Below are 22,856 nucleotides of genomic sequence, written 5' to 3'. Positions count from 1 at the left end.
TCCTTGAGTATAAGAGCGGAAGAGATCAGCACGCTGATTAAAAGCCAGATTGAAAACTATCAGGCCGATATGCAGGTTTACGAAATCGGCACAGTCATTACGGTCGGGGACGGTATCGCCCGCGCCCACGGCCTTGAGAATTGTATGGCAGGGGAACTGCTCGAATTCTCGAACGGCGTGATGGGCATGGCCCTCAACCTCGAGGAAAGCAATGTCGGTATCGTTATCCTGGGTCCGTACACGGACATCCGCGAAGGCGACCAGGTCAAGCGGACCGGCCGCATCATGCAGGTTCCGGTCGGCGACGCCATGCTCGGCCGCGTCGTCAACGCCCTCGGCGAACCCGTCGACGGCAAGGGACCGATCGCCACGACCGAATTCCGCAACATCGAATCGCCGGCTCCGGGCGTCATGGCCCGTAAATCGGTATTTGAGCCGATGCAGACCGGCATCAAGGCGATCGACTCGATGATTCCGATCGGCCGCGGCCAGCGCGAGCTGATCATCGGCGACCGCCAGACCGGCAAGACGGCGATCGCGATCGATACGATCATCAACCAGAAGGGCAACGGCGTGAAGTGCATCTACGTCGCCATCGGCCAGAAGCAGTCGACCGTAGCCAACGTCGTCGGCACGCTGCAGAAAGCCGGCGCCATGGATTACTCCATCGTCGTTACGGCCTCCGCTTCAGAGCCTTCGCCGCTGTTGTACCTGGCTCCTTACGCCGGCTGCGCCATGGGCGAATACTTCATGTACAAGGGCGAGCACGTCCTGATCATCTACGACGACTTGTCCAAGCAGGCCGCCGCTTACCGCGAATTGTCGCTCTTGCTCCGCCGTCCGCCGGGCCGCGAAGCTTACCCGGGCGACGTCTTCTACCTGCACTCCCGCCTTCTCGAACGCGCAGCCAAGCTGAGCGACGAGCTGGGCGGCGGATCGCTCACCGCTCTGCCGTTCATCGAGACGCAGGCGGGCGACATCTCCGCGTACATCCCGACGAACGTGATCTCGATCACCGACGGCCAGATCTTCCTGGAATCCGATCTGTTCTACGCCGGCCAGCGCCCAGCCATCAACGTCGGGGTCTCCGTATCCCGCGTCGGCAGCTCGGCCCAGATCAAGGCGATGAAGAAGGTCGCCGGTACGCTGAAGCTGGACCTCGCGCAGTACCGCGAGCTGCAGGCGTTCTCGCAGTTCGGCTCCGACCTCGACAAATCCACCAAGGCCCGCCTGAATCGCGGCGCCCGCTTGATGGAAGTGCTGAAGCAGGGCATTCAGCAGCCGCTGAGCGTCGAGAAGCAGGTCGCCAGCCTGTACACGGCAACGAAGGGCTACCTCGACGAGATCGAGCTGGAAGACATCAAGCGCTTCGAGAAAGAGTTCCTCGCGTTCCTCGAAGCCAACCAGCCGGCAATCCTCGCCTCGATCCGCGATACGAAGGACCTGACCGCGGATAACGAAAAGGCGCTGAAGGATGCCATCGAACAATTCCGCAAGGGATTCGCTCCCTCGAAATAAACGGCTAGCATTTTGCTTACGATGCGAACTTTCCGATGGAAAGTTTAGAGGTTGCTTACGATGCGAACTTTTCTAACGAAAAGCTTAGCCGATGCTTACGATGCGAACTTTCCGATGGAAAGTTCTTAGGTGGTGAAAAAAATGGCAAAAGGAATGCGCGAAGTCAAACGCCAGATCAAGAGCATCCAGAGCATGAAGCAGATCACCAAGGCGATGGAAATGGTAGCGGCCGCCAAGCTGCGCAAGGCTCAGCAGCGGGCGGAAGCCGCCCGGCCCTACGAGGAGAAGATACGCGAGATGGTCGCCCACATCGCCGCGGCCAATCGGGAGGTCAGCCACCCGATGCTGCAGAAGCGTCCGGTGAAGAAGACGGGCTACCTGGTGATTACCTCCGACCGCGGACTCGCCGGCGGCTTTAACTCCAACCTGATCCGCAGGACGGTTCAGATCCTGGAGGAGCGCCACCAGTCCAAGGACGAATACACGCTGCTCGTGGTCGGCCGCAAGGGCCGCGATTACTTCCGCCGCCGCAATTATCCGGTGCTGGAGGAAATCACCGGTCTGTCCGACACGCCCATGTTCGGCGATATCAAGGACTTGACTTCGGCCGCCGTGAACAATTTTGCGAACGGCATCTACGACGAGATCCACATCATCTACAACCGGTTCGTCAACGCGATCGTGCAGGTGCCGACCTCCAAGCAGCTGCTTCCGCTGGAGGACATCAAGGCCGAGCGCAGCGCGAACGACTACCAGTATGAGCCCTCCGCGGAGGAAGTGCTCGGCGTGCTGCTGCCGAAATACGCGGAAACGCTGATCTACGGCGCGCTGCTGGAAAGCAAGGCGAGCGAATTCGGCGCCAAGATGACCGCGATGGGCAGCGCGAGCAAGAACGCGACCACACTCATCAATTCGCTTACGCTTACGTATAACCGGGCCCGCCAGGCTGCGATTACGCAGGAAATCACCGAAATCGTCGCCGGCTCCAACTCGCTGGTATAGCCCGGGCAAACGGCCGGCTTCGCCTGCTTGCGATCAAGTTGCGTGGATTGAAATAGGAGGGAATTGAAATGAACAAAGGACGCGTTGTTCAGGTCATGGGTCCTGTCGTCGACATCGAGTTCGAACGCGGGGCTCTGCCTGATATTCTGAACGCCATTACCATTGAGAAGAAGGCGGAGAACCCCGGGGAGTCCGACATTTCCCTGACGGTCGAAACGGCTCTCCACCTGGGCGACAATGCGGTTCGCTGCATCGCCATGTCCAGCACGGACGGACTCGTCCGCGGCGTGGAAGCCATCGACACGGGCAAGCCGATCTCGGTACCGATCGGACCGGAAACGCTCGGCCGCGTCTTCAACGTCATCGGCGAATGCATCGACCCGGGCGCGCCGGTAACGCCCAAGAAGTACAGCCCGATCCACCGGCAAGCCCCGACGTTCGAGGAGCTTTCCCCGACGCAGGAAATCCTGGAGACGGGCATCAAGGTCATCGACCTGCTCGCCCCGTACCCGAAGGGCGGCAAGATCGGCCTGTTCGGCGGCGCCGGCGTCGGCAAGACCGTTACGATGCAGGAGCTCATTCACAACATCGCCCAGGAACACGGCGGGATCTCGGTCTTTGCCGGCGTCGGCGAACGGACCCGCGAAGGCAACGACCTGTACCATGAAATGAAGGGTTCGGGCGTTATCGAGAAGACGGCGATGGTCTTCGGCCAGATGAACGAACCGCCCGGCGCCCGCCTGCGGGTGGCACTGACCGGTCTGACCATGGCGGAATACTTCCGCGATGAAGAAAACCGCGACGTATTGCTGTTCATCGACAACATCTTCCGCTTCACCCAAGCCGGTTCGGAAGTATCCGCGCTGCTCGGCCGCATGCCGTCTGCCGTTGGTTACCAGCCGACGCTGGCAACGGAAATGGGCCAGCTGCAGGAACGGATCACCACCACCCGCAACGGTTCGGTTACCTCGATTCAGGCGATCTACGTTCCCGCCGACGACTACACCGACCCGGCTCCGGCTACGGCGTTCGCCCACTTGGACGCCACCACCAACCTGGAGCGCAGCATTGCCGCCATCGGGATTTTCCCGGCCGTCGATCCGCTGGCTTCCAGCTCGCGCATCCTGACGCCGGAAGTGGTCGGCCAGGAGCACTACGACGTGGCGCAGGGCGTAAAACGCCTCCTGCAGCGCTATAAGGAACTCCAGGATATCATCAACATCCTCGGGATGGACGAACTCAGCGACGAAGACAAGGTAACCGTCTACCGCGCCCGCAAGGTTCAGAACTTCCTGTCCCAGCCGCTGCACGTAGCGGAAGCCTTCAATAACATGCCGGGGATCTACGTTCCCGTCAAGGATACCGTACGGAGCTTCAAGGAGCTTCTGGAAGGCAAATACGACGACTTGCCGGAGCTCGCCTTCATCAACGTCGGCTCGATCGAAGGCGCCGTAGAGAAAGCGAAAACTCTGTAACGGAACATCCTTCGCCGCAGGCTCCCCGCCAGGCCGGCCTTCCCTCTGCCAAGCCCATCCGGCTGGCGGGCGTAAGCCGATTCCGATTCGGGGAGACCGCGGAAGAAGTACAGTCCGTACGGTCAGGAGGGTGCTAAGTGAGCACATTTAGACTCGAAATCGTGACCCCGGAACGCAAGGTGTATGACCATGACGTGAACATGATCGTTGTGGAGGGTGTGGAAGGCCAGCTCGGGATTCTCCCGAACCACATTCCGCTTCTCACTCCTCTGAAGATTTCGCCGGTGCGGATCAAGACCGACGGAAGAGAAGAGGAGGTCGTCGCGCTCGGCGGAGGCTTCATGGAAGTCCGCAAGGACAAAGTGGTGATCCTGGCCGAGACGGCCGAGCTTCCGAGCGACATCGACCTTAGCCGCGCCGAAGAAGCGAAGCGCCGCGCCGAGAGCCGCTTGCTCCATCTGGACGAGTACGACGCCGTCCGTGCCGAGCTCGCGCTTAAACGCGCAGTCAACCGGATTAACGTTGCCAGCCATAAGCATTAAACAGAAGCGGAGGAGCCGATCCTTCGCTTTTTTTGTTGTTTGCGAGCCGCGGGACGGGTGGCATGCCAAAGCGGCTCGGCGAGTAGGTATGTAAAGGGAAGATGGACTCAACGGTGGATGTTAACGGAATAGACAAACTTTTTAACGATTTGGTATAATCAAGAAAGCACTTACAATTCTTCATAGCGAACGGGGGCCCGATACATGAACGCCAGTTATGGGATCGTCGCCGTGTTTATCGCCATCGGCATTCTTTTGCCGGTGCTTGCCCTGTCTCTCGGAAGACTGCTTCGTCCGAGCAAGCCGACGGAAGAGAAGAAAACCACCTACGAGAGCGGCAATGAGCCGGTAGGAGAAGGGCAGGTGCGGTTTAATGTCCGGTATTACCTGTTCGCCCTGATGTTTGTCATTTTCGATGCGGAAACCGTCTTCCTCTACCCTTGGGCCGTCGCTTACAACAAGCTCGGCTTGTTTGCGTTTGTCGAGATGTGCCTCTTTGTCGGCCTGTTGGCGACAGGCCTGCTCTATGCCTGGAGAAAGAAGGTGCTGCAATGGAATTCCCTCTAGACGACATCCTGCCGGAAGAGCGGGAGGAGCTGGACCGCAACGTCTTCCTGACCACCCTGGAGCAGCTCAAGGGCTGGGCCCGCAGCAATTCCCTGTGGCCGCTGACCTTCGGTCTTGCCTGCTGCGCCATTGAAATGATGGGCACGGGCGCGTCCCATTACGACCTGGACCGCTTCGGCGTCATCTTTCGCACCTCGCCGCGCCAGTCGGATGTCATGATCGTGGCGGGCACGGTTACGAAGAAAATGGCTCCGCTGCTCCGCCGTCTCTACGATCAGATGCCCGAGCCCAAGTGGGTGATCGCCATGGGGTCCTGCGCTACGGCGGGCGGACCGTATGTCCGGTCGTACTCGGTCGTCAAGGGCGTGGACCAAATCGTGCCGGTCGACGTCTACATCCCGGGCTGCCCGCCCAACCCCGCCGCTCTCATCTACGGAATCAACAAGCTGCAAGAGAAGATTCGATACGAGGCGAAGACCGGAAAGCGGGTGACGAGCCGATGAGCGAGGCAGGCAAGGAGCCGGAGCGGGAAGCGAAGCAGCGACCGGAGGGCGAAGCGGATAAACCCGGGTCGCAGGTGTCCGAAGAAACCGAAGCCGAAGTGGCCGCAGCGGCCGCGCAGACCGGCTCAGCGGCGGCCGAGATTGCTTTAACGGCGCCGGAAGCGGGCTTGAACCAGCCGGCCGCAGCGGAGCCTCAGGCCGCCGCGAAGGAAGCCGAGCCCCCAGCGCCGGCGGACCCGCGGCAGGAGCGGCTCGCCGAGCTGGCGGCGCTTCTGAACGGCGAGCTCGGCGAGGGGACGGTGTTGGAGGCGGCGCTGAACGAGCTTGACGGAGGCCGGGCGTATCTGCGGCTGGAGGCGGAGCGGCTCGCCGCGGCCGCCCGGCTGCTGCGCGACCGCCCGGAGCTGGCGTTTGACTACCTGCGAGGCATGGCCGGCACGGATTACGAGACTCATCTGGAAGTGGTCTATATTCTGCGCTCCCTCGCTTCGGGCGAGGAGCTGGCGTTGAAGGCCCGAACCGACCGCGAGGCGCCGTCCATCCCCTCGATTACGCCGGTCTGGGCCACCGCCAATTGGCATGAGCGGGAGATCTACGACCTGCTCGGCATCGAGTTCCCGGGCCATCCCGACCTCCGGCGCATTCTTCTGCCGGACGATTGGGTGGGGTACCCGCTGCGCAAGGACTATGAACCGCTGGACCCGGAGGTGTGAGACGGCCATGATCCGAACGGAAGAGCTACTCTTGAACGTCGGCCCGCAGCATCCGAGCACGCATGGTGTGTTCCGGATCATCGTCAAGCTGGACGGCGAGGTGATCACCGAAGCGACGCCCGTCATGGGCTATCTGCACCGCGGCACGGAGAAGCTGGCCGAGGACCTGACCTACACCCAGATCATCCCCTACACCGACCGGATGGATTACGTCTCGGCCATGACCAACAATTACGTGCTCGTCCATACCGTCGAGAAGATGATGCAGCTGGAGGTGCCCGAACGGGCCGAATTCCTGCGCCTTACGGTCATGGAGCTGCAGCGGATCGCGAGCCACCTGGTCTGGTGGGGCACCTACCTGCTCGACATCGGGGCGATGAGCCCGTTCCTGTATGCGTTCCGCGACCGCGAGATCATCATCGACCTGTTCAACGAGCTGTGCGGCGCCCGCATGACGTACAACTATATGCGCGTGGGCGGGGTGAAGTGGGACGCTCCGGAAGGCTGGCTGGACAAAGTGCGGGCGTTTATCCCGTATATGCGCGGCAAGCTGGAGGAATACGAGCGGCTGGTGAGCGGCAATGAAATTTTCCTCGCCCGCATCAAGGGCGTCGGCCGCTACGACGCGGACACCGCTATCCGCTACGGCCTCAGCGGAGCCAATCTGCGCTGCACCGGCGTGGATTACGACCTGCGCAAGGCGCAGCCGTACAGCCTCTACGACCGGTTCGACTTCGAGGTGCCGCTCGGCAAGAACGGCGACTGCTACGACCGCTACCTGCTGCGCATCGAGGAGATCCGCCAATCGCTGCGGATTCTGGAGCAAGCGCTGGAGGTGTTCCCGGGCGACGGCCCGATCATGGGCAAGGCGCCGAAGGTTCTGCGCGTTCCGGCGGGAGAAGCGTACACGGCGATCGAATCGCCGCGCGGCGAGATCGGCTGCCATCTCGTCTCGACCGGCAAGGATAAGCCGTACCGGCTGAAATTCCGCCGTCCGTCGTTCGTCAACCTGCAGATTCTGCCCGAGCTGCTCGTCGGGGAGACGATGACCAACCTGATCATGATCCTGGGCGGGATCGACATCGTCGTCGGGGAGGTGGATTGCTAAATGGGAGACTGGTTGAACGGTCCCGTCACCTGGAGCAGCTTCGGCGGCATGGTCGGGCTGACGGTCGTCCTGCTGCTGATCGTGCTGTTCTTCGTCACCTATGCGATCTATGCGGAGCGTAAAATCATCGGCTGGATGCAGTACCGCCACGGCCCCAATCAGGTCGGCCCGTTCGGGCTCCTGCAGACGGTGGCCGATATCCTCAAGCTGCTGATGAAGGAGGACACCATTCCGCAAAAGGCGGAAAAAGGCCTGTTCCGGATCGCCCCGGCCATCGCCTTCGTGCCCGCGTTCGCGGTCATCGCCGCCATTCCGTTTACGAAGACGCTCTATTTTGCCAACCTCAATGTCGGCATCCTCTATTATGTCGCCCTCTCGGGCATCTCGACCCTCGGCATCATCCTCGGCGGCTGGTCCTCCAACAACAAGTACTCGCTGCTCGGCGGCATGAGGTCGGCGGCGCAGATGATCAGCTACGAGGTGCCGCTCGTGCTCTCGGTCACCGGGACCGTCATGATGGCCGGCAGCCTCAATCTGCGGGACATCGTCGATCTTCAGGCGGGCGGGCTGCATCACTGGAATTTCCTGCCTCAGCTCGTCGGCTACGCCGTGTTCGTCGTGGCTGCCGTATCGGAGCTGAACCGCACGCCGTTCGACCTGCCGGAAGCGGAATCGGAGCTGGTCGCCGGGTACCACGTCGAGTACAGCGGCTTCCGCTTCGCCTTTTACATGCTGGCCGAGTACGTGTACATGTTCGCCATCTCGGCGCTCACCACCGTGCTGTTCCTGGGCGGTTGGCATGCGCCGTTTCCGGTCCTCGATTTTATCCCGGGCCTGCTCTGGTTTCTGCTGAAATTCAGCTTCTGCGTGTTCTTCCTGATCTGGCTGAGGGCGACGCTGCCGCGGGTGCGGGTCGATCAGCTCATGAGCTTCGGCTGGAAGGTGCTGCTGCCTCTGGCCCTCGCGAACATCTTCATCACCGCCGCCTATATGCATTTCCTGATGTAAAAGAAGGCCATTAGCGAACGGAGGGAGAAGCCGATGAAGGGAACAGGCTTGGCCAAAGGGCTCGGGGTTACGCTGAAAGCCATGCTCAGCCCCAAGGTCACTTACGATTACCCGAACGTTCCCCTGAAGATGCCGGACCGGTTCCGGGGAATTCAGTATTTCGATCCGGACAAATGCATCGTCTGCAACGCCTGCGCGCGAACCTGCCCCACGGATTGCATCACCCTGACAGGAAAACCGAACCCCGATCCCGAAAAGAAAGGAAAGGTCATCGACACGTACGACATCAATTTCGAGCTGTGCATCCTCTGCGATCTGTGCACCGAGGTCTGCCCGACGGAAGCGATCGTCATGACGAATAACTTCGAGCTGGCGGCTTACAGCCGGGATGAGCTGTTCAAGGACCGGGAATGGCTGAGCGGCAATACGGCGAATGTCCGCCAGGAGAACAATTCGGCGATGATCAAGAAGGGCGGGACGAAGAAGGATGCTGAATAACCTGATCGACAATCTGAGTGAACCGGCCAGCTACCTGTATATGCTGTTCGCCATCCTGTCCATCGGCGGAGGCATCGTCATGCTGAACTCCGCCAAGGTGGTGCACATGGTGGCGTCGCTCGCGGTTACCTTCGTCAGCCTCGCCGGCCTCTATCTGATGCTGGGAGCCGATTTCGTCGCGTTCGTTCAGGTACTGATCTATGCCGGGGCGGTGTCGATCCTGATGATCTTCGGCATCATGCTGACCAAGCACCGGCCGGACGACGGCGAGGAGGGGGCAGGACCCGCCGGGGAAGCGCGAAAAGCGGAGGGAGCCGCTCCGGCGAAGTCCGTGCCGAAAGAAGCCTCGTCGACAGGAGCTGTCTCGACAGGAGCTGCACCGACGGAAGCGGCATCGGCAGCTGTCCCGGCGGAGCCCCCAAACGCTCGGCCCGGCGCAGAAGCGGCCGACGAGCCGAGCCGGGGACCGGGTCCCACCTGGAGGGAAGACGAGGAAGCGCCCACGGTCAAGCGCGCGCCGGGCCATCTCCACGAAATCCTGGCGGCGGTCGGCGTGCTGGCGCTGTTCGGCTTCCTATACTACGCCATACAGAAGGCCAGCTTTCCCGAAGCGGCTGCGGCGCTGCCGGCCAACACGACGCTGGAGATCGGCAAGCTGCTGATGAGCCGCTACGCCTTGCCGTTCGAGATCATGGGCATTCTGCTCACCGCCGCGTTCGTCGGAGCGATCGTCATTGCCAAGCGGGAGGAGGAATAGCGAATGAGCGGCATTCTGTCCCCTTATCTGACGCTGGGGGCCATCCTCTTCTGCATCGGCCTGTTCGGAGCCCTGACCAAGCGCAACGCGGTCATCGTGCTCCTGTCGATCGAACTGATGCTGAACGGCGTCAACCTCAACCTGGTGGCCTTCTCCAAAATGGGCATTAACCCGTCCCTCACGGGGCAAGTCTTCTCTCTGTTCACGATCACGGTGGCGGCTGCGGAAGCGGCGATCGGCGTCGCGCTATTGATCGCGCTGTACCGGAACAAGCCGACGGCCGATGTGAGCGAGATGGACGAACTGAAGCATTGACGAAAGGAGGACCTTTTTGATGCCATCCGAACTTTCGCAGTACGCCTGGATCGTGCCGCTGTTTCCGCTGGCCGCTTTTCTCGCGCTGACCGCCCTCGGGCGGCAGGGCAAGAAGCTGGGCGCGGCGATCAGCGTCGCCGCCGCGGCAGCTTCGTTCGTCCTGGCCTGTGCCCTCTACCTGGGGCGGCTTAAGGAGCATGCGGCCGATTACGCGTGGAACGAATGGACCTGGATCAAAGCGGGGGATTTCTCGATTACCATGGGCTTCGAGGTGACGAATCTCAATACCCTCATGCTGCTTGTGGTTTCCAGCGTTAGCCTGCTGGTCTTGATCTACTCCTGCGGCTATATGAAAGAAGATGAACGGTTCACCGTCTTCCTCGGCTACATATCGCTCTTCAGCTTCTCCATGCTCAGCCTGGTGATCTCGGTCAACCTCGTTCAGTTCTACCTGTTCTGGGAGTTGGTCGGGGCTTGCTCGTTCCTATTGATCGGCTTCTGGCACTTCAAGCCGGAAGCGAGAGCCGCCGCCAAGAAATCGTTCCTGATGACGCGAGTCGGCGACATGGGGCTGTTCTTCGCCATTCTGCTGCTGTTCTGGCAGATGCCGGACCATGCGCTCGATTTCTCGGCGATCCAGAGCGCCTTCGCCGCCCATGCGGCCGATGCGGCCAGTTCCCCCTTCAGCGCGGGGATGGTCACGGGCATCGCGCTCCTGATCTTCCTCGGAGCCATGGGCAAATCGGGCCAGTTCCCGCTGCACTCCTGGCTGCCCGACGCCATGGAGGGTCCGACGCCGATCAGCGCCTTGATCCATGCGGCGACGATGGTCGCCGCGGGCGTCTATCTGGTGGCCCGCACCTATCCGGTCTTCCTGGCTTCGGATGCGGCGCTCCAGACGGTGTCCATCGTCGGCGCGTTCACCGCCTTGTTCGCAGCGGTGCTCGCCGCCGCGCAGAACGACCTGAAGCGGGTGCTGGCTTACTCCACGGTCAGCCAACTGGGTTACATGATGCTGGCGATGGGCCTCGGCAGCTGGGCCGCTTACAGCGCCGGCATCTCCCATCTGTTCACGCACGCCTTCTTTAAGGCGCTTCTGTTCCTGGCGGCAGGCTGCGTCATCCATGCCGTCCATACGCAGGATATCCGGCGGATGGGCGGGCTCGCGGGCAAGCTTAAGGTCACCGCTTGGACCTTCGGCATCGGAGCGCTTGCCCTGTCCGGCATTCCGCCGTTGTCCGGCTTCTGGTCGAAGGACGCGATCCTGACGGAGGCTTACCATGACAAGCCGGTCCTGTTCGCCGTCGCTTTGCTGACGACGGTTCTGGCCGCCTTTTACATGGCCCGGCTGTTCATCCTCGTGTTCCTCGGAAGCGACCGGGACGAAGCCGGCGCGAGCGGTCTGCGGCTACAGGCTGCCGCAGCCGCGCCCGAAGCCCTTCCCCGGTCGATGACGGGACCGCTCGTGGCGCTGGCCGTTCCGGCCGCAGCGGCGGGCTTCCTGTTCCTCCCGGGGAGCGCCCTGTCGGGCTTCGGCCGCTGGCTGACCGGCGAGGGCGTCGAGCACGGGGCCGATTGGCCGGTTCTGCTGCTGTCCACGGCGGCCGGCCTCGCCGGTCTCGGACTCGGCTACCTCGCCTATGGACGCAAGGCACGCTCGCCGCTCGGCGCAAGCGCAGGCCCGGCGAGCGGCGGTACAGCCGGGCTTACGCCGTTCGCCCGAGCCGCCGAAGCCGGATTTTACGTCGATGCCTTCTATCGCCGAGGAATCGTCGCTCCCGTCAAAGGGCTCGGTCTCGTGCTGCAAGCCATCGACCGTTATCTCGTGGACGGGATCGTCCGGCTGACCGCGCTCGCCCTTCTGCAGCTGTCCCGGCTGGGTGCCTGCCTGCAGAACGGCAAGGTGCAGACCTACGGGCTCGTCACCCTGCTCGGGCTGGTCGCGCTGATGCTGGCTTTTGCCGGAAGGAGGTTCCTCCATGTTGGATAATCTGCCGCTTCTCAGCCTGATCCTGCTGTCGCCGCTCCTCGGCGTGCTGATTCTGCTGTTCGTCGGCAAGGACAACGGCCGGCTGCTGCAGCGGATCGGGATCGCGGCTTCGTTCCTTCCGCTCGCGTTCGCCAGCCTCCTGTTCGTCCGCTTCCAGGCGGGGCTTGCGGATTTCCAGTTCGCGGAGCGTCATGCCTGGATTCGCATCCCGCTGGATAAGATCCTGCTGAAGGACGCTTCCTCTTACACGCTGAGCTTCGACTATCACCTGGCGGTGGACGGCTTGTCGCTGCCGCTCGTGTTCCTGACCGCTCTGGTCGTCGCGATGGCGGCCCTGGCGTCGGTCCAGATCAAAAAGCGGCGCAAGCTATTCTACATCCTGTTCCTGCTGCTGGAAACGGCCATGTTCGGCGTCTTCATGGCCCGCGATCTGTTCCTGTTCTTCCTGTTCTTCGAGGCCTCGCTCGTGCCGGTCTTCTTCCTGGTCGGCATCTGGGGCTCGGTCAACCGGGAGAAGGCGGCGATCCAGTTCCTGCTCTACAACGGGCTCGGGTCGGCGCTCATGCTGGCGGCTTTCCTGATTCTGATCGCGACGGCGGGCTTCTCGCTGAACGAGCAGACGATGGCATTCGGCTACAGCGGCGACATTCAGACGATCATGGACAATCTGTTCCATAATCCTCAGGCCTACCTGCATTTCGCGGATAACCCGTTCACGATGACGGCGGGGATGAAGACCTTCCTGTTCTTCCTGCTGCTCGTCGCCTTAGGCATCAAGCTGCCGGTGTTTCCGTTCCATACCTGGATGCTCAAGATGCATCAGGAGGCACCCCCGGCGGTTGTCATGATCCACTCCGGCATCCTGCTCAAGATGGGCGCGTACGGCCTGATCCGCTTTGCCTTCCTGATGTTCCCCGACCCGGCCAAGACCTGGGCGCCGCTGATCGCCGCGCTGGGGCTCATCAGCCTGCTGTACGGGGCGGTGCTCGCCTTCGTGCAAAAGGAATTGCGGCTCACGCTGGCCTATTCCAGCGTGAGCCAGATGGGCATCGTCTTGCTCGGGCTGGCCGCCTTCAATACCGAGGGCTGGTCCGGCGCGGTATTCCTCCTGGTGTCGCACGGGCTGATCTCGGCGCTCCTGTTCCTCCTGGTCGGCAGCCTCAGTGAACGGACGGGGACGACCGAGCTGTCCCGGATGTCCGGGCTCGCTTCCTCGATGCCGTTCATGAGCGGCGTCCTGTTGTTTGCCGGCCTCGCCTCGCTCGGGCTGCCCGGCCTGTCGAACTTCGCGGGCGAGCTGCTGATCTTCGTCGGGCTGTCCGGCCCGTACCGCTGGATAGCCGCCGCCGGCCTGGTGGGGCTCGTGCTCGCCGCCGCCTACATGCTGAGGGCGGTGCTGGCCATCACCTTCGGACCTTCGGCGACGGCGGAGGAGCGAGCGGGAGACGGAGCGGAGCCGGGTCTTCCGGCTGCAGCCGAATCCGTTCGCCCGGCGGCGGGGTATCGCGACGCGCGGCTCATCGAGGCGGTGCCGATGATCGTCCTCACGACCTTCATCCTCCTGCTGGGGATTTACCCCGGCTTGGTCAGCCATACGGCGGAGAAGGCGGTCGCCGGCTTCACCACCCATATCGAGTCCGCCGTGACAAAGGCAGGTGAATAGGGATGGAAATTCTAAAAGCGGGCGACCTCGTCCATCTGCGGCCCGAGCTGACCATCGCCGCATGCTTCCTGCTGCTCCTGCTGCTCGACCTGTTCCTGCCGCGCCGGATCGGACGCAGCCTGATCGGCTGGCTGGGTCTCGCAGGCGTGGCCGTATCGGCCGTGTTCCTCGCCCTTCAATGGAACCCGTCCGAGCCGGTCTCTCTGCTGGGCGGCAGCTTCCGCGTGGATGACTTCGGCACGGTCTTGAAGCTGGTGTTCGCGGGCGGAACGGCCCTCGTGCTGCTGATGGGCATCGGCACGGCAGAGCGGGAGGGCATCGCGGCGGAAGGTGAAGCGACGTATCTGTTGCTCGCCGCGCTCCTCGGCGCGATGATCCTAGCTTCCTCGGCCGACCTCATTACCCTCTACGTCGGCCTGGAGACGCTCAGCCTGTCCAGCTACGTGCTGGCCGGAATCCGCAAGAAGAACCGCAAGGCCAACGAAGGGGCCTTCAAGTATGCGGTGCAGGGCGGCATTTCCTCGGCGCTCATTCTCTACGGCATGTCCTTCCTGTACGGCATTTCCGGCTCCACCGAGCTCACCGCGATCAACAGTGCGGTCCAGGCGGCGGATGCCAGCCTGACGCCGCTGCTCTATGCGGCGGTGTTCCTGCTGCTCGCCGGCTTCGGCTTCAAGATTGCCGCCGCGCCGTTTCACATGTGGGCGCCGGATGCTTACGAAGGAGCGTCGTATCCCGTCGCCGCCTTCCTGGCCGTGGTCTCCAAGGGGGCGGGACTCGCCGTCATCTTCCGTTTGTTCTACGGCGTGTTCTTCCAGCAGACGCTGATCAACGGCCAGAACGTTAGCGCCCTGGAATACGACGTATTCCTGGCGATCATGATCCTGGCGGCCGCGGCGATGATCGTCGGCAACGTGCTGGCCCTGAAACAGAAGAACATGAAGCGGCTGTTCGCTTATTCCGGAGTGGCGAACGCCGGTTACCTGCTCGTGCCGATCGGCATCCAGTTCTCGGCGGTCCACCTGACCAACTTCGCCGAGCTCGTCTACTACCTGGTGGCGTACCTGCTGATGACCGTCGGCATATTCGCGGCGCTCCTCATTGTCGAGCGGCTGTCCGGCACGGAGGCGCTGCTCGGCTTCGCCGGGCTCTACTACCGGGCGCCGGCCACGACCGTCGCTCTCGTGCTCCTGCTGTTGTCCCTCGCCGGTTTTCCGGTGACGGCGGGCTTCTTCGGCAAGCTGTTCATCCTGTTCGGAGCGGTTCAGGTCCGCATGTACGCCCTGGCGATCATCATGGTCGTCACGAGCGTGCTGTCCTATTACTATTACTTTGGAATTCTTCGGCAGGCGTTTATGCGCAGCGAGGCGCCCGAGACCGCAGGGGCCCGCGTTCCCTGGACCGTCTATGCCGTGCTCTGGTTCTGCGCGGTGGCGGGGATTCTGCTCGGGTTTTATCCGCAGGGAATCATCAGCCAGGTGCAGAACATTTTCTCGGTGACCGTGGATTTATTCTAGGGGACATGATATGCTGATACCGAACGTGTCTCAGCCGGATTGCGACTCGGATACGTGCGGGCAAGACCCCGTGACAGCGTAGTTTAGCGGGGATTCGGCTCCTTGTTTTGATACCCATCCGCGCGCCGTCCTGTAACCGTACGACCCGGACTGACGGCGTACCAGGCAGCGATTCGCTGCCTTTTTTTGTTTCCGCGGAATTTCCCGGCACGACGGGGAAGCCCAATCGGGAGAGCGGAGGGTTAGAATCCCCGGGGATAAGTCAAAGATGAAGAAAGAGCGGAGGACATTCGCTTCCGCCGCCTTTAGTCCTCCCGTTGGAGAGCCAGGGCTCGGGCAGACCGGGACTTAGGACCCCTTTCCACCCGGAAGGCAGGACAAACGCAGAATAACGCGAATATCGTAAAAGATTGGGTCTTTGTCCCGAAGCGCCGCGCTTCTTGGCGGCGATGCCGGATAAAAGTAGATGACCCGCAGAGTGAGGGTTGCCCGAAGCGATGAGAAGAAAGCAGCATACCATGTACCGGCTGGCCGTAGGCATCGGACTCTTGGTCCTCGTCCTTTCTTCCTTGGGAAGCGCTGCTCTTTGGACAACCGCACAACCGCAAACTTCCGCATCCAAATCCGATAACCCGGCTTCCGGAGATTCCTGGATCGCCGTCTGGAAGCATGAGCCTCCGCAGTCTTTCTTGAACGACAGCGAGGTCGTGCGGCGGCATGACGGCTCCCGCGTGACCGTGGCCAGACCCGTTCGCGGAGAGGACCCCGAAGTCTGGGCCGAGCGTTGGGCCAGCTCCGCCGAAGCGGTCTCGTTCGAGCGCAACCAGTCCTTCCGCGTCGCCGCTGCAACGCCGAATGACCCGATGCTCAGCCATCAGAGCTACCTGAGACAAATTCACGCCTCCGATACCTGGGGAATGACGCCCGGAAGCAAGCGGGTGGTCATCGCCGTCGTCGATACCGGCGTCGAGCAGTGGCATCCCGATCTGGCGCCGGCTCTGGTCGAGGGCGTCAATCTGGTGCATCCGGGAACGCCGCCCGAAGACGACAACGGCCATGGCACGAATGTCGCCGGCGTAATCGCGGCGGCGGCCGATAACGAGAAGGGCATCGCCGGTATCCTGCCGGACGCACGGATCATGCCGGTCAAGGCGCTGGAGGCCGACGGGACAGGCGATGAAGACCTCTTGGGCGAAGGCATTCGGTATGCCGTCGACCACGGGGCGGACATCGTGGTGTTGTCTCTCGGCCTCAACAAGCCTTCCACTTATATGGAGTCGGTGGTGCGCTACGCCGAGGAGAAGGGCGTGCTGCTGGTGGCCGCCGCAGGCAATGAAGGGAAGGACGTCAAATACCCCGCCGCCTACCCCACGGTGCTCGCCGTGGGCGGAGCCATGGAGGACAACTCCCGCGCGGTTCTCTCCAACTTCGGTCCGGAGCTGGACGTGATGGCGCCCTGGAATGTGTTCACCACCTCGCTGAAGGGAACCTACCGGTTCAGCGGCGGCACCTCCCTGGCCGCTCCGCAGGCGGCGGCGGTCGGCGGACTCGTTCTCGCCCGCCATCCGGAGTTGTCTCCCTCCGAGCTGCGGACGCTGATTCGCTCCACGGCGGAAGACCTGGCGGAAGCCGGCTGGGACCGCGAGACCGGCTACGGACTGCTGCGGGCCGACCGGGCTTTGGCCGCCGCCGACAGCGGCTCATTCTACGTCTACGCGGGCGCGTCCCGCACGACGGCGCGGGTGCTTCCCATGAACAAGCAGAGCGATCTCCGCGTTCCGGCGGGCGGCGCCGGCTTCGACGGCTGGCTGTCGGTCGCTGCGCCGTTCGACGGCTATGTGGACCTGAACCTGGAGGCGTCGGCCAAGCTGGGCAAAGGAGCGGTCCTGGAAGCTTATTACGAGGGCGAAGAGAAGGGGAAGGCGGTCTCGCCGAACGCGGACGGAACGTATACGCTGCCGGTTAAGACCGGTACCCTGTTCCTTCGGCTGCTGCTTCCGGCCGTGCCCAGCGGCGCGTCCCTTCACCTGACGCCGCTGTTTCGGATGGCGCCCGACCGGTTCGAGGACAACGACCGGGCGTACACCGCATACCGGCTGACGCCCCGCAACCATATTCTCACCGGCACCTTCGATCGCTCGGGGGACGAGGATTGGTACTCGCTGAAGGTGGACCGGCCCGGCAAGCTGACGTTGAAGGCGTCGACGGCGTCCCAGCGGATCGACCTCACGCTGCTCCTACAAAGGGCGGACGAACCGGGCCGTACCGTCGACCAAGCGGACGAAGGCCAGCCGGAGCGGATCGACCGCGCCGAGGTCCGGCCGGGTCTGTATTACATCCGGGTCGGAAGCATTGAGCGATCGTCCTCGCCGCCGACCGGGGAGTATACCCTGCGGGTGGATTACGACGGAGAGACGCTAGACCCGCGCGAGCCGGACGATAAGCCGTATCAAGCCTCCGAGCTTCGGCCCGATGTGGCGTACAGCGGCGTGGTCAAGACCTCCGCCGACCAGGATTGGTACCGGTTCAAGATCAGCAAGGAGAAGGCGGTCCGGTTGTCGCTGACCAGCGAGTGGACGGCAGGCATGCTCGACTTGACTGTGCTCGATTCCACAGCGAAGCCGCTGGCGTCCGGGAAGGCGCAGAAGGGGCAGGGCGATCTGCTGCTCCGCGAAATCACCAGCGGCCTGCGGCTCAAGCCCGGGGTTTATTATGTCTTGGTGTCGGCGGCCAAGGGAGAGCAACTCGACGATCAGCCTTACGCGCTCAAGCTGACGCTCGCGGATTAACCATCGCCGCCCATGTCACATATTCTGGTGTTGGAGAGGGGAATGCATGCGTGGATGAGAAATGGCTTTCCCAAACGGTCGCCGTCGGCAGTCTGACCTCGCTTCTGACGATGCTGGCGTGTATCGTGATCGCCTGGATCGCCTTGCAGCAGCTCAAGTTCGACAAGCTCGTCAAGGAACCGAGGTCGTTTGCCGCAAGGCTCCTGCAGGTTCTGCTCGCGGTGGCGTTGGGTTATGAGGTGGGGCGCTTCTTCACCGATTACATTAGCTGGTCGGCGGGGCTGAAGGGTTTTTTCTAAGCGGCTGCTCCTTCCGAAATGGCTGGACCCGGATCCCAAGGATGCCGGGAAGCGTCAGCGATACAGGTGCATAACGAAGAGCGGAAACGCTCAAAATGGGTATAACCCCATCAATTCGAACGGAAAACGGCAGACCTTGCCAAGCGGTACCACACGAAAATCCGAAGAGGCTGCGAATGGTATGTGGATGACTTGCGAAGAAAACAGAACGCGGAGGGGTGCGGCATGAAGAAGATCATCGTCCGCGGTGGGCAAAGTTTAAATGGAACGGTAAAAATCAGCGGGGCAAAAAACGCGGTGCTGCCGATAATTGCGGCGGCCCTCTTGGCGTCCGAAGGAAAGAGCATCATTCAGGAAGCGCCGCGGCTCGACGACGTTATGACGATCAACCGGGTAGCGGCCAGCCTGGGCGCCGAGGTGGACTATGCCAATCAGACGGTAACCATCGACGCGACCCGGTTGACCTCCACCGAAGCCGATCCCGAGCTGGTGCGCCGCATGCGCGCGTCCTTCCTCGTCCTCGGGCCGCTTCTGGCCCGTCTGGGCCGGGCCCGCATTGCGCTTCCCGGCGGCTGCGCCATCGGCACCCGGCCGATTGACCAGCACTTGAAGGGCTTCGAGGCGATGGGCGCCCAGATTGAAGTGGGCACCGGCTGGATCGAAGTGCGGACGGAAGGCCGGTTAACCGGAGCCAAAATTTATCTCGATGTCGCCAGTGTCGGCGCCACGGAAAATATTATGCTGGCCGCTTCCTTGGCGGAGGGCATCACCATCATCGAAAACGCGGCCATGGAGCCGGAGATTGTCGATCTCGCCAATTTCCTCGGAGCCATGGGCGCCAAGGTCCGCGGCGCGGGCACCGGCGTCATTCGCATTGAAGGAGTCGAACGGCTGAAGGGAGCCGTTCATACGGTCATTCCCGACCGGATCGAGGCGGGAACGTATATGATCGCCGCGGCCATCACCGGCGGCAATGTTCGGGTAGAGGGCGCGATCGCCGACCACCTGCGGCCGCTGATCTCCAAGCTGCAGGAAATGGGCGTCGGCGTGGAAGAGGAGGACAATGCTCTGCGGGTGCGGGCCGCTTCCGCCCGGCTGAAAGCGGTGGACATCAAGACCCTGCCGCATCCCGGCTTTCCGACCGATCTGCAGTCGCAGATGATGGCACTCCTGCTTCAGGCGGATGGAACGAGCCTGGTGACGGAGACCATCTTCGAGAACCGCTTCATGCATGTCGACGCGTTCCTCAGCATGAACGCCTCCATCGCCGTCGAAGGACGGACGGCTGTGGTCACCGGCGGCCGCAAGCTGGCTGGGGCGAAGCTGAAGGCAACCGACCTTCGGGCCGGAGCGGCGCTGATTCTCGCGGCGCTGGCTGCCGAAGGCGAATCGGAAATCTCCGACATTCACCACATCGACCGGGGCTACGTCGATATTGTCCGCAACCTGTACGACCTCGGAGCGAACATCGCCCGTACGGATACGGAAGCGCCCGTACCGGTGCGGCTGGAAGCCGAAGCGGCGGCATCCGAGAAGGAGCTGCTCCCCCGGTTTCAGGTGCAGCCCACGCTCGCTTGACCCCGAATAGAAGCGAAATTCCGGCATCAACCATAAATTCGACCCTAGTTCGCCCGCTGTCATTCGGCAGCGGGCTTTTGCTATGATTCCAACCGTCGCACCGCTCCATTCCGTGACATGTGACAAGCCCATGACATCCGTAACTACCCGCTGCAGCGATTTGGACCGTATAATAAGAACCAGCAGGAAGAAAGGCAGGGTACGGCATGACAGAACAGGTGGAGCGGACTGGGCGGACGGACCGAACAGAAGAGACGGTGACGGAGCGAAACGACCGAACCGACCGATCTGAACGAACTTTACAAATGAATCGGACGGAAGAAACGGGCACGACGGACCGGAAGGACCTGCTTGGCAACGGGAGAAAATGGACGGGGCTCGATACCTTTTTGTTCCTGCTTCGGACCATCTGGTTTTTTGCCGGAGTGGCGGTCTTGTTCCAGCGTCCGATGGAACGGATGGAGGATTTTCTGCTGCCGGCCGCTTTCTTCCTATCGTACTTCATTCCCCAGCTGTTCTTCCGGCCGCAGCTCATCCGCCCTCTGGCCTACGTCGGAACGGAGATTCTGCTGACCGGCGGGCTGCTCGTCTACGTCACCATGCAGAATAACGGCGATTCCGGTTCCAAGTTCCTCTACCTTCCCTTAACCATTGGTTATATGACCGGACGCAAAGGCTTATGGTACGCCGCGCCGGTCGTCGTCGTGCTGCTGCCTCTGTTGGGGCTGTGCCTGGGCGGCGGCTGGCAGGCTCCGTTCACGCTCGGTCTCGGCGGGACCGTGAATTTCTTGGCCTATTATCTCGCCTTTTACGGCTTGGGGCTCGCGCTCCATCTCTTGGTCTCGGAGGAGCGGAAGGCCCGGGAGTTGACGAATGCCATTCGGGAGAAAAACGAGACGCTGGAGCTGTATGCGCTGCAGGTCGAGGAGGTCGCGGCTCTGACGGAGCGCAACCGGCTGGCGCGGGAGCTGCACGATACGGTCGGCCATACCTTCACCTCGACCATCATCGGCATGGACGCGGTGCTGTACCAGATTGATACCGCCCCGGAGGAGGCCAAGGAGAGCCTGCGGGAGCTGCTCGCCTTCACCCGCCAGGGACTGGACGAGACCCGGCGGAGCATTCATCAGATGGCGGAGCGTCGTCCGGTGAGCCTGACCGCGGAGATCGGACGGGTGGCGGCGGAGTTCGAGCGCTCGACCGGCACGGAGCTGGAGCTTACCGTATCCGGTACCGAACCGGCCTGCCCGCCGGAGGTCCGGTTGGCAGCCTTGCGCAGCGTGCAGGAGGGATTGACCAATGCCAAGCGGCACGGACAGGCATCGCGGATCGGCCTACGGCTGAGCTTTACTCCCCGCGAGCTGCGGCTGGAGCTTGCGGACAACGGCTCCGGCTTCGACCGGCTGAATCCGGGATTCGGCTTGCGGGCGATGCGGGAGCGGATTGCCGCCCTGGACGGACGGATGAGCCTGCGGTCGCAGCCGGGCGTGGAAACGGTGCTGGAATGTTCCATCCCGCTGGCGCCCGCCGAAGCGTCAGCCGGGACGGAGCGGACTATCGACAATCGGCAAGGAGGCGGGAGCCGTGAAGGATGAGGGAAGAATCAAGCTGGCCCTGGTCGAGGACCAGGAGCTGATTCGCAAGAGCCTGCGGATCGTGCTCAACATGGAGCCCGATCTGGAGGTGCGGTGGCTGGCGGAGAACGGGCAGGAGGCCATCGAGCGCTGCCGCGCCGACCGGCCCGATGTCGTCCTGATGGACATCCAGATGCCGGTGCTGGACGGAGTGGAGGCGACGAAGCGGATCAAGGCGGAATGGCCGGAGGTACAGGTGATCATCCTCACCACCTTCCAGGAGGTGGACTTGGTCCTCGGCGCCATGAACGCGGGAGCGGAGGGGTATCTGCTAAAGGCGATGGACCCGAAGGACCTCGTCTCGGGCATCCGCCACGTATTCCGCGGCGAGACGCTGATTCCCCGGCAGATGGCCCGGGTGATCTTCGCGCAGGCCGGCTCGGGCGGCGCGACCGCCCCCGAACCGGCTGCAGCGGCCGCGCCGGAGGACGAGTTCGGCCTGAGCGAGCGGGAGAAGCAGGTGCTGAAGGGACTGGCCGACGGGCTCTCGAACAAGGAGATTGCCGCTCTGCTGTTCATCTCCGAGGGTACCGTCCGCAACTACATCAGCTCGGTGTATTCCAAGCTGGATGTCCGCAATCGGGCCGAGGCGGCCCGCATGGCGGCCGAGCGTCATTGGCTGACCCGGCCGGGTCGTGACAACCGGGATGACACTCGGCACTGACGGCCTATGACAACCGGGCGCTATACTAAAGGAAACCAAGTGAAACGGAGAGAATGCCGATGTATTCCGACGACCTTCGAATTCCGCCCCTTCCGGACGAGTTCGACCCCCTGTATGCCCGTCCGCCTTTTGCTGAGCCGCAGCCTCCCAAGAAGAGCGTAGCCGCTTCGGTGATCTTCTCGATGCTGATCCCCGGCCTCGGCCATCTCTATCTCGGCCTGATGAGGCGGGGGGCCTCCTATATGGTCGGGCTTATCGTGAATATCTTCCTCATCGCGCTGGTGGAGAACAACGGAAGCGGACTTGCCATTGAAATGCCGCTGACCCTGCTCCTGTCGTTGTGCATTCCGGTGATGTATTTCTACTGCCTGTTCGACAGCGTGCATCGGGCCCGCCTGCTGAACAACCGCCGCGATCCCCTCTACACGCTTCGGGAGTTGGACCGGCTGCCGTTTCCTCCTCCCGTGCTGGGCGCCGTGCTGGTGCTGGCGGGCCTCCTGCTGATGATGACCGAGGCCGCTCCGGTGCTGATGAATTCGATCCTGCGCGAGTACGGCGGCACTATCGTCGCCCTGCTGCTGATCGGCGGCGGCGGCCTCCTGCTGTACCGCATGAAGTAACTCCGACGCTGCGCTTCCGGACCGGGTATCGGTTCTATCGGGTCTAGCAATCTCATAAAGTAGGTATTGTCCTCCTTCCGGCAGGACAACCTGATA

Annotated in this window: 21 protein-coding genes; all 21 read left to right on the top strand. The window is 62.4% G+C overall.

Annotation, left to right across the window (positions count from 1 at the left end):
- The first annotated feature begins 3 nt into the window (after positions 1 to 3).
- The 21 genes from atpA to ACSEXS_RS20400 all read left to right on the top strand — a co-directional run bounded on the left by atpA (position 4) and on the right by ACSEXS_RS20400 (position 22,760).
- Positions 4 to 1,518 (top strand): F0F1 ATP synthase subunit alpha, encoded by a 1,515-nt coding sequence (atpA, locus tag ACSEXS_RS20500; protein ID WP_438435118.1) that lies wholly within the window; start codon positions 4 to 6, stop codon positions 1,516 to 1,518.
- Positions 1,519 to 1,659: 141 nt separating this feature from the next.
- Positions 1,660 to 2,520, top strand: coding sequence for an ATP synthase F1 subunit gamma (gene atpG / locus ACSEXS_RS20495; RefSeq protein WP_438435117.1), 861 nt, complete (start codon positions 1,660 to 1,662; stop codon positions 2,518 to 2,520).
- Positions 2,521 to 2,588: 68 nt separating this feature from the next.
- Positions 2,589 to 3,995, top strand: coding sequence for a F0F1 ATP synthase subunit beta (gene atpD, locus ACSEXS_RS20490; protein WP_438435116.1), 1,407 nt, complete (start codon positions 2,589 to 2,591; stop codon positions 3,993 to 3,995).
- A gap of 137 nt (positions 3,996 to 4,132) precedes the next feature.
- On the top strand, positions 4,133 to 4,537 hold the full coding sequence (locus ACSEXS_RS20485; protein WP_438435115.1) for a F0F1 ATP synthase subunit epsilon: 405 nt from the start codon (positions 4,133 to 4,135) through the stop codon (positions 4,535 to 4,537).
- A gap of 204 nt (positions 4,538 to 4,741) precedes the next feature.
- Positions 4,742 to 5,104 carry an NADH-quinone oxidoreductase subunit A gene (locus ACSEXS_RS20480; protein WP_438435114.1) on the top strand — a complete coding sequence of 121 codons (363 nt, stop codon included), beginning with the start codon at positions 4,742 to 4,744 and terminating at the stop codon, positions 5,102 to 5,104.
- A complete protein-coding gene (locus tag ACSEXS_RS20475) occupies positions 5,089 to 5,607 on the top strand; it encodes a NuoB/complex I 20 kDa subunit family protein (protein WP_438435113.1) in 519 nt (172 codons plus the stop codon). Before ACSEXS_RS20480 ends, ACSEXS_RS20475 begins: the two co-directional genes overlap by 16 nt.
- Positions 5,604 to 6,320: an NADH-quinone oxidoreductase subunit C gene (locus ACSEXS_RS20470; RefSeq protein ID WP_438435112.1), complete on the top strand. Its 717-nt coding sequence runs from the start codon at positions 5,604 to 5,606 to the stop codon at positions 6,318 to 6,320. The genes ACSEXS_RS20475 and ACSEXS_RS20470 overlap by 4 nt, the downstream gene beginning before the upstream one ends.
- 7 nt (positions 6,321 to 6,327) lie before the next feature.
- Positions 6,328 to 7,428 carry an NADH-quinone oxidoreductase subunit D gene (locus ACSEXS_RS20465; protein ID WP_438435111.1) on the top strand — a complete coding sequence of 367 codons (1,101 nt, stop codon included), beginning with the start codon at positions 6,328 to 6,330 and terminating at the stop codon, positions 7,426 to 7,428.
- Positions 7,429 to 8,436 (top strand): NADH-quinone oxidoreductase subunit NuoH, encoded by a 1,008-nt coding sequence (gene nuoH, locus ACSEXS_RS20460; protein WP_438435110.1) that lies wholly within the window; start codon positions 7,429 to 7,431, stop codon positions 8,434 to 8,436. It abuts the gene before it with no gap.
- 33 nt (positions 8,437 to 8,469) lie between these two features.
- A complete protein-coding gene (nuoI, locus tag ACSEXS_RS20455) occupies positions 8,470 to 8,934 on the top strand; it encodes an NADH-quinone oxidoreductase subunit NuoI (RefSeq protein WP_438435109.1) in 465 nt (154 codons plus the stop codon).
- Entirely contained in the window at positions 8,924 to 9,691 is a 768-nt protein-coding gene (locus ACSEXS_RS20450) for an NADH-quinone oxidoreductase subunit J family protein (protein WP_438435108.1), read from the top strand. The genes nuoI and ACSEXS_RS20450 overlap by 11 nt, the downstream gene beginning before the upstream one ends.
- 3 nt (positions 9,692 to 9,694) lie before the next feature.
- Complete coding sequence (gene nuoK, locus ACSEXS_RS20445) at positions 9,695 to 10,006, top strand: NADH-quinone oxidoreductase subunit NuoK (protein WP_438435107.1); 312 nt, start codon at positions 9,695 to 9,697, stop codon at positions 10,004 to 10,006.
- A 19-nt stretch (positions 10,007 to 10,025) separates the two neighbouring features.
- On the top strand, positions 10,026 to 11,996 hold the full coding sequence (gene nuoL / locus ACSEXS_RS20440; RefSeq protein ID WP_438435106.1) for an NADH-quinone oxidoreductase subunit L: 1,971 nt from the start codon (positions 10,026 to 10,028) through the stop codon (positions 11,994 to 11,996).
- Positions 11,986 to 13,659 carry a complex I subunit 4 family protein gene (locus tag ACSEXS_RS20435; protein WP_438435105.1) on the top strand — a complete coding sequence of 558 codons (1,674 nt, stop codon included), beginning with the start codon at positions 11,986 to 11,988 and terminating at the stop codon, positions 13,657 to 13,659. Before nuoL ends, ACSEXS_RS20435 begins: the two co-directional genes overlap by 11 nt.
- 2 nt (positions 13,660 to 13,661) lie before the next feature.
- Entirely contained in the window at positions 13,662 to 15,176 is a 1,515-nt protein-coding gene (locus ACSEXS_RS20430) for an NADH-quinone oxidoreductase subunit N (RefSeq protein ID WP_438435104.1), read from the top strand.
- 497 nt (positions 15,177 to 15,673) lie between these two features.
- On the top strand, positions 15,674 to 17,965 hold the full coding sequence (locus ACSEXS_RS20425) for a S8 family serine peptidase (protein ID WP_438435103.1): 2,292 nt from the start codon (positions 15,674 to 15,676) through the stop codon (positions 17,963 to 17,965).
- A 50-nt stretch (positions 17,966 to 18,015) separates the two neighbouring features.
- Positions 18,016 to 18,264 carry a DUF1146 family protein gene (locus tag ACSEXS_RS20420; protein ID WP_438435102.1) on the top strand — a complete coding sequence of 83 codons (249 nt, stop codon included), beginning with the start codon at positions 18,016 to 18,018 and terminating at the stop codon, positions 18,262 to 18,264.
- Positions 18,265 to 18,489: 225 nt separating this feature from the next.
- On the top strand, positions 18,490 to 19,842 hold the full coding sequence (gene murA / locus ACSEXS_RS20415) for a UDP-N-acetylglucosamine 1-carboxyvinyltransferase (protein WP_438435101.1): 1,353 nt from the start codon (positions 18,490 to 18,492) through the stop codon (positions 19,840 to 19,842).
- A 305-nt stretch (positions 19,843 to 20,147) separates the two neighbouring features.
- Complete coding sequence (locus ACSEXS_RS20410; protein WP_438435100.1) at positions 20,148 to 21,437, top strand: sensor histidine kinase; 1,290 nt, start codon at positions 20,148 to 20,150, stop codon at positions 21,435 to 21,437.
- Positions 21,427 to 22,140 (top strand): response regulator transcription factor, encoded by a 714-nt coding sequence (locus ACSEXS_RS20405; RefSeq protein ID WP_438435099.1) that lies wholly within the window; start codon positions 21,427 to 21,429, stop codon positions 22,138 to 22,140. The genes ACSEXS_RS20410 and ACSEXS_RS20405 overlap by 11 nt, the downstream gene beginning before the upstream one ends.
- 59 nt (positions 22,141 to 22,199) lie before the next feature.
- Positions 22,200 to 22,760 (top strand): hypothetical protein, encoded by a 561-nt coding sequence (locus tag ACSEXS_RS20400; protein ID WP_438435098.1) that lies wholly within the window; start codon positions 22,200 to 22,202, stop codon positions 22,758 to 22,760.
- The last annotated feature ends 96 nt before the right edge of the window (positions 22,761 to 22,856 follow it).

It is taken from the genome of Gorillibacterium terrae, assembly GCF_051594785.1.
Taxonomy (GTDB): Bacteria; Bacillota; Bacilli; order Paenibacillales; family NBRC-103111; genus Gorillibacterium.
This window is presented reverse-complemented; position numbering and strand designations above follow the sequence as displayed.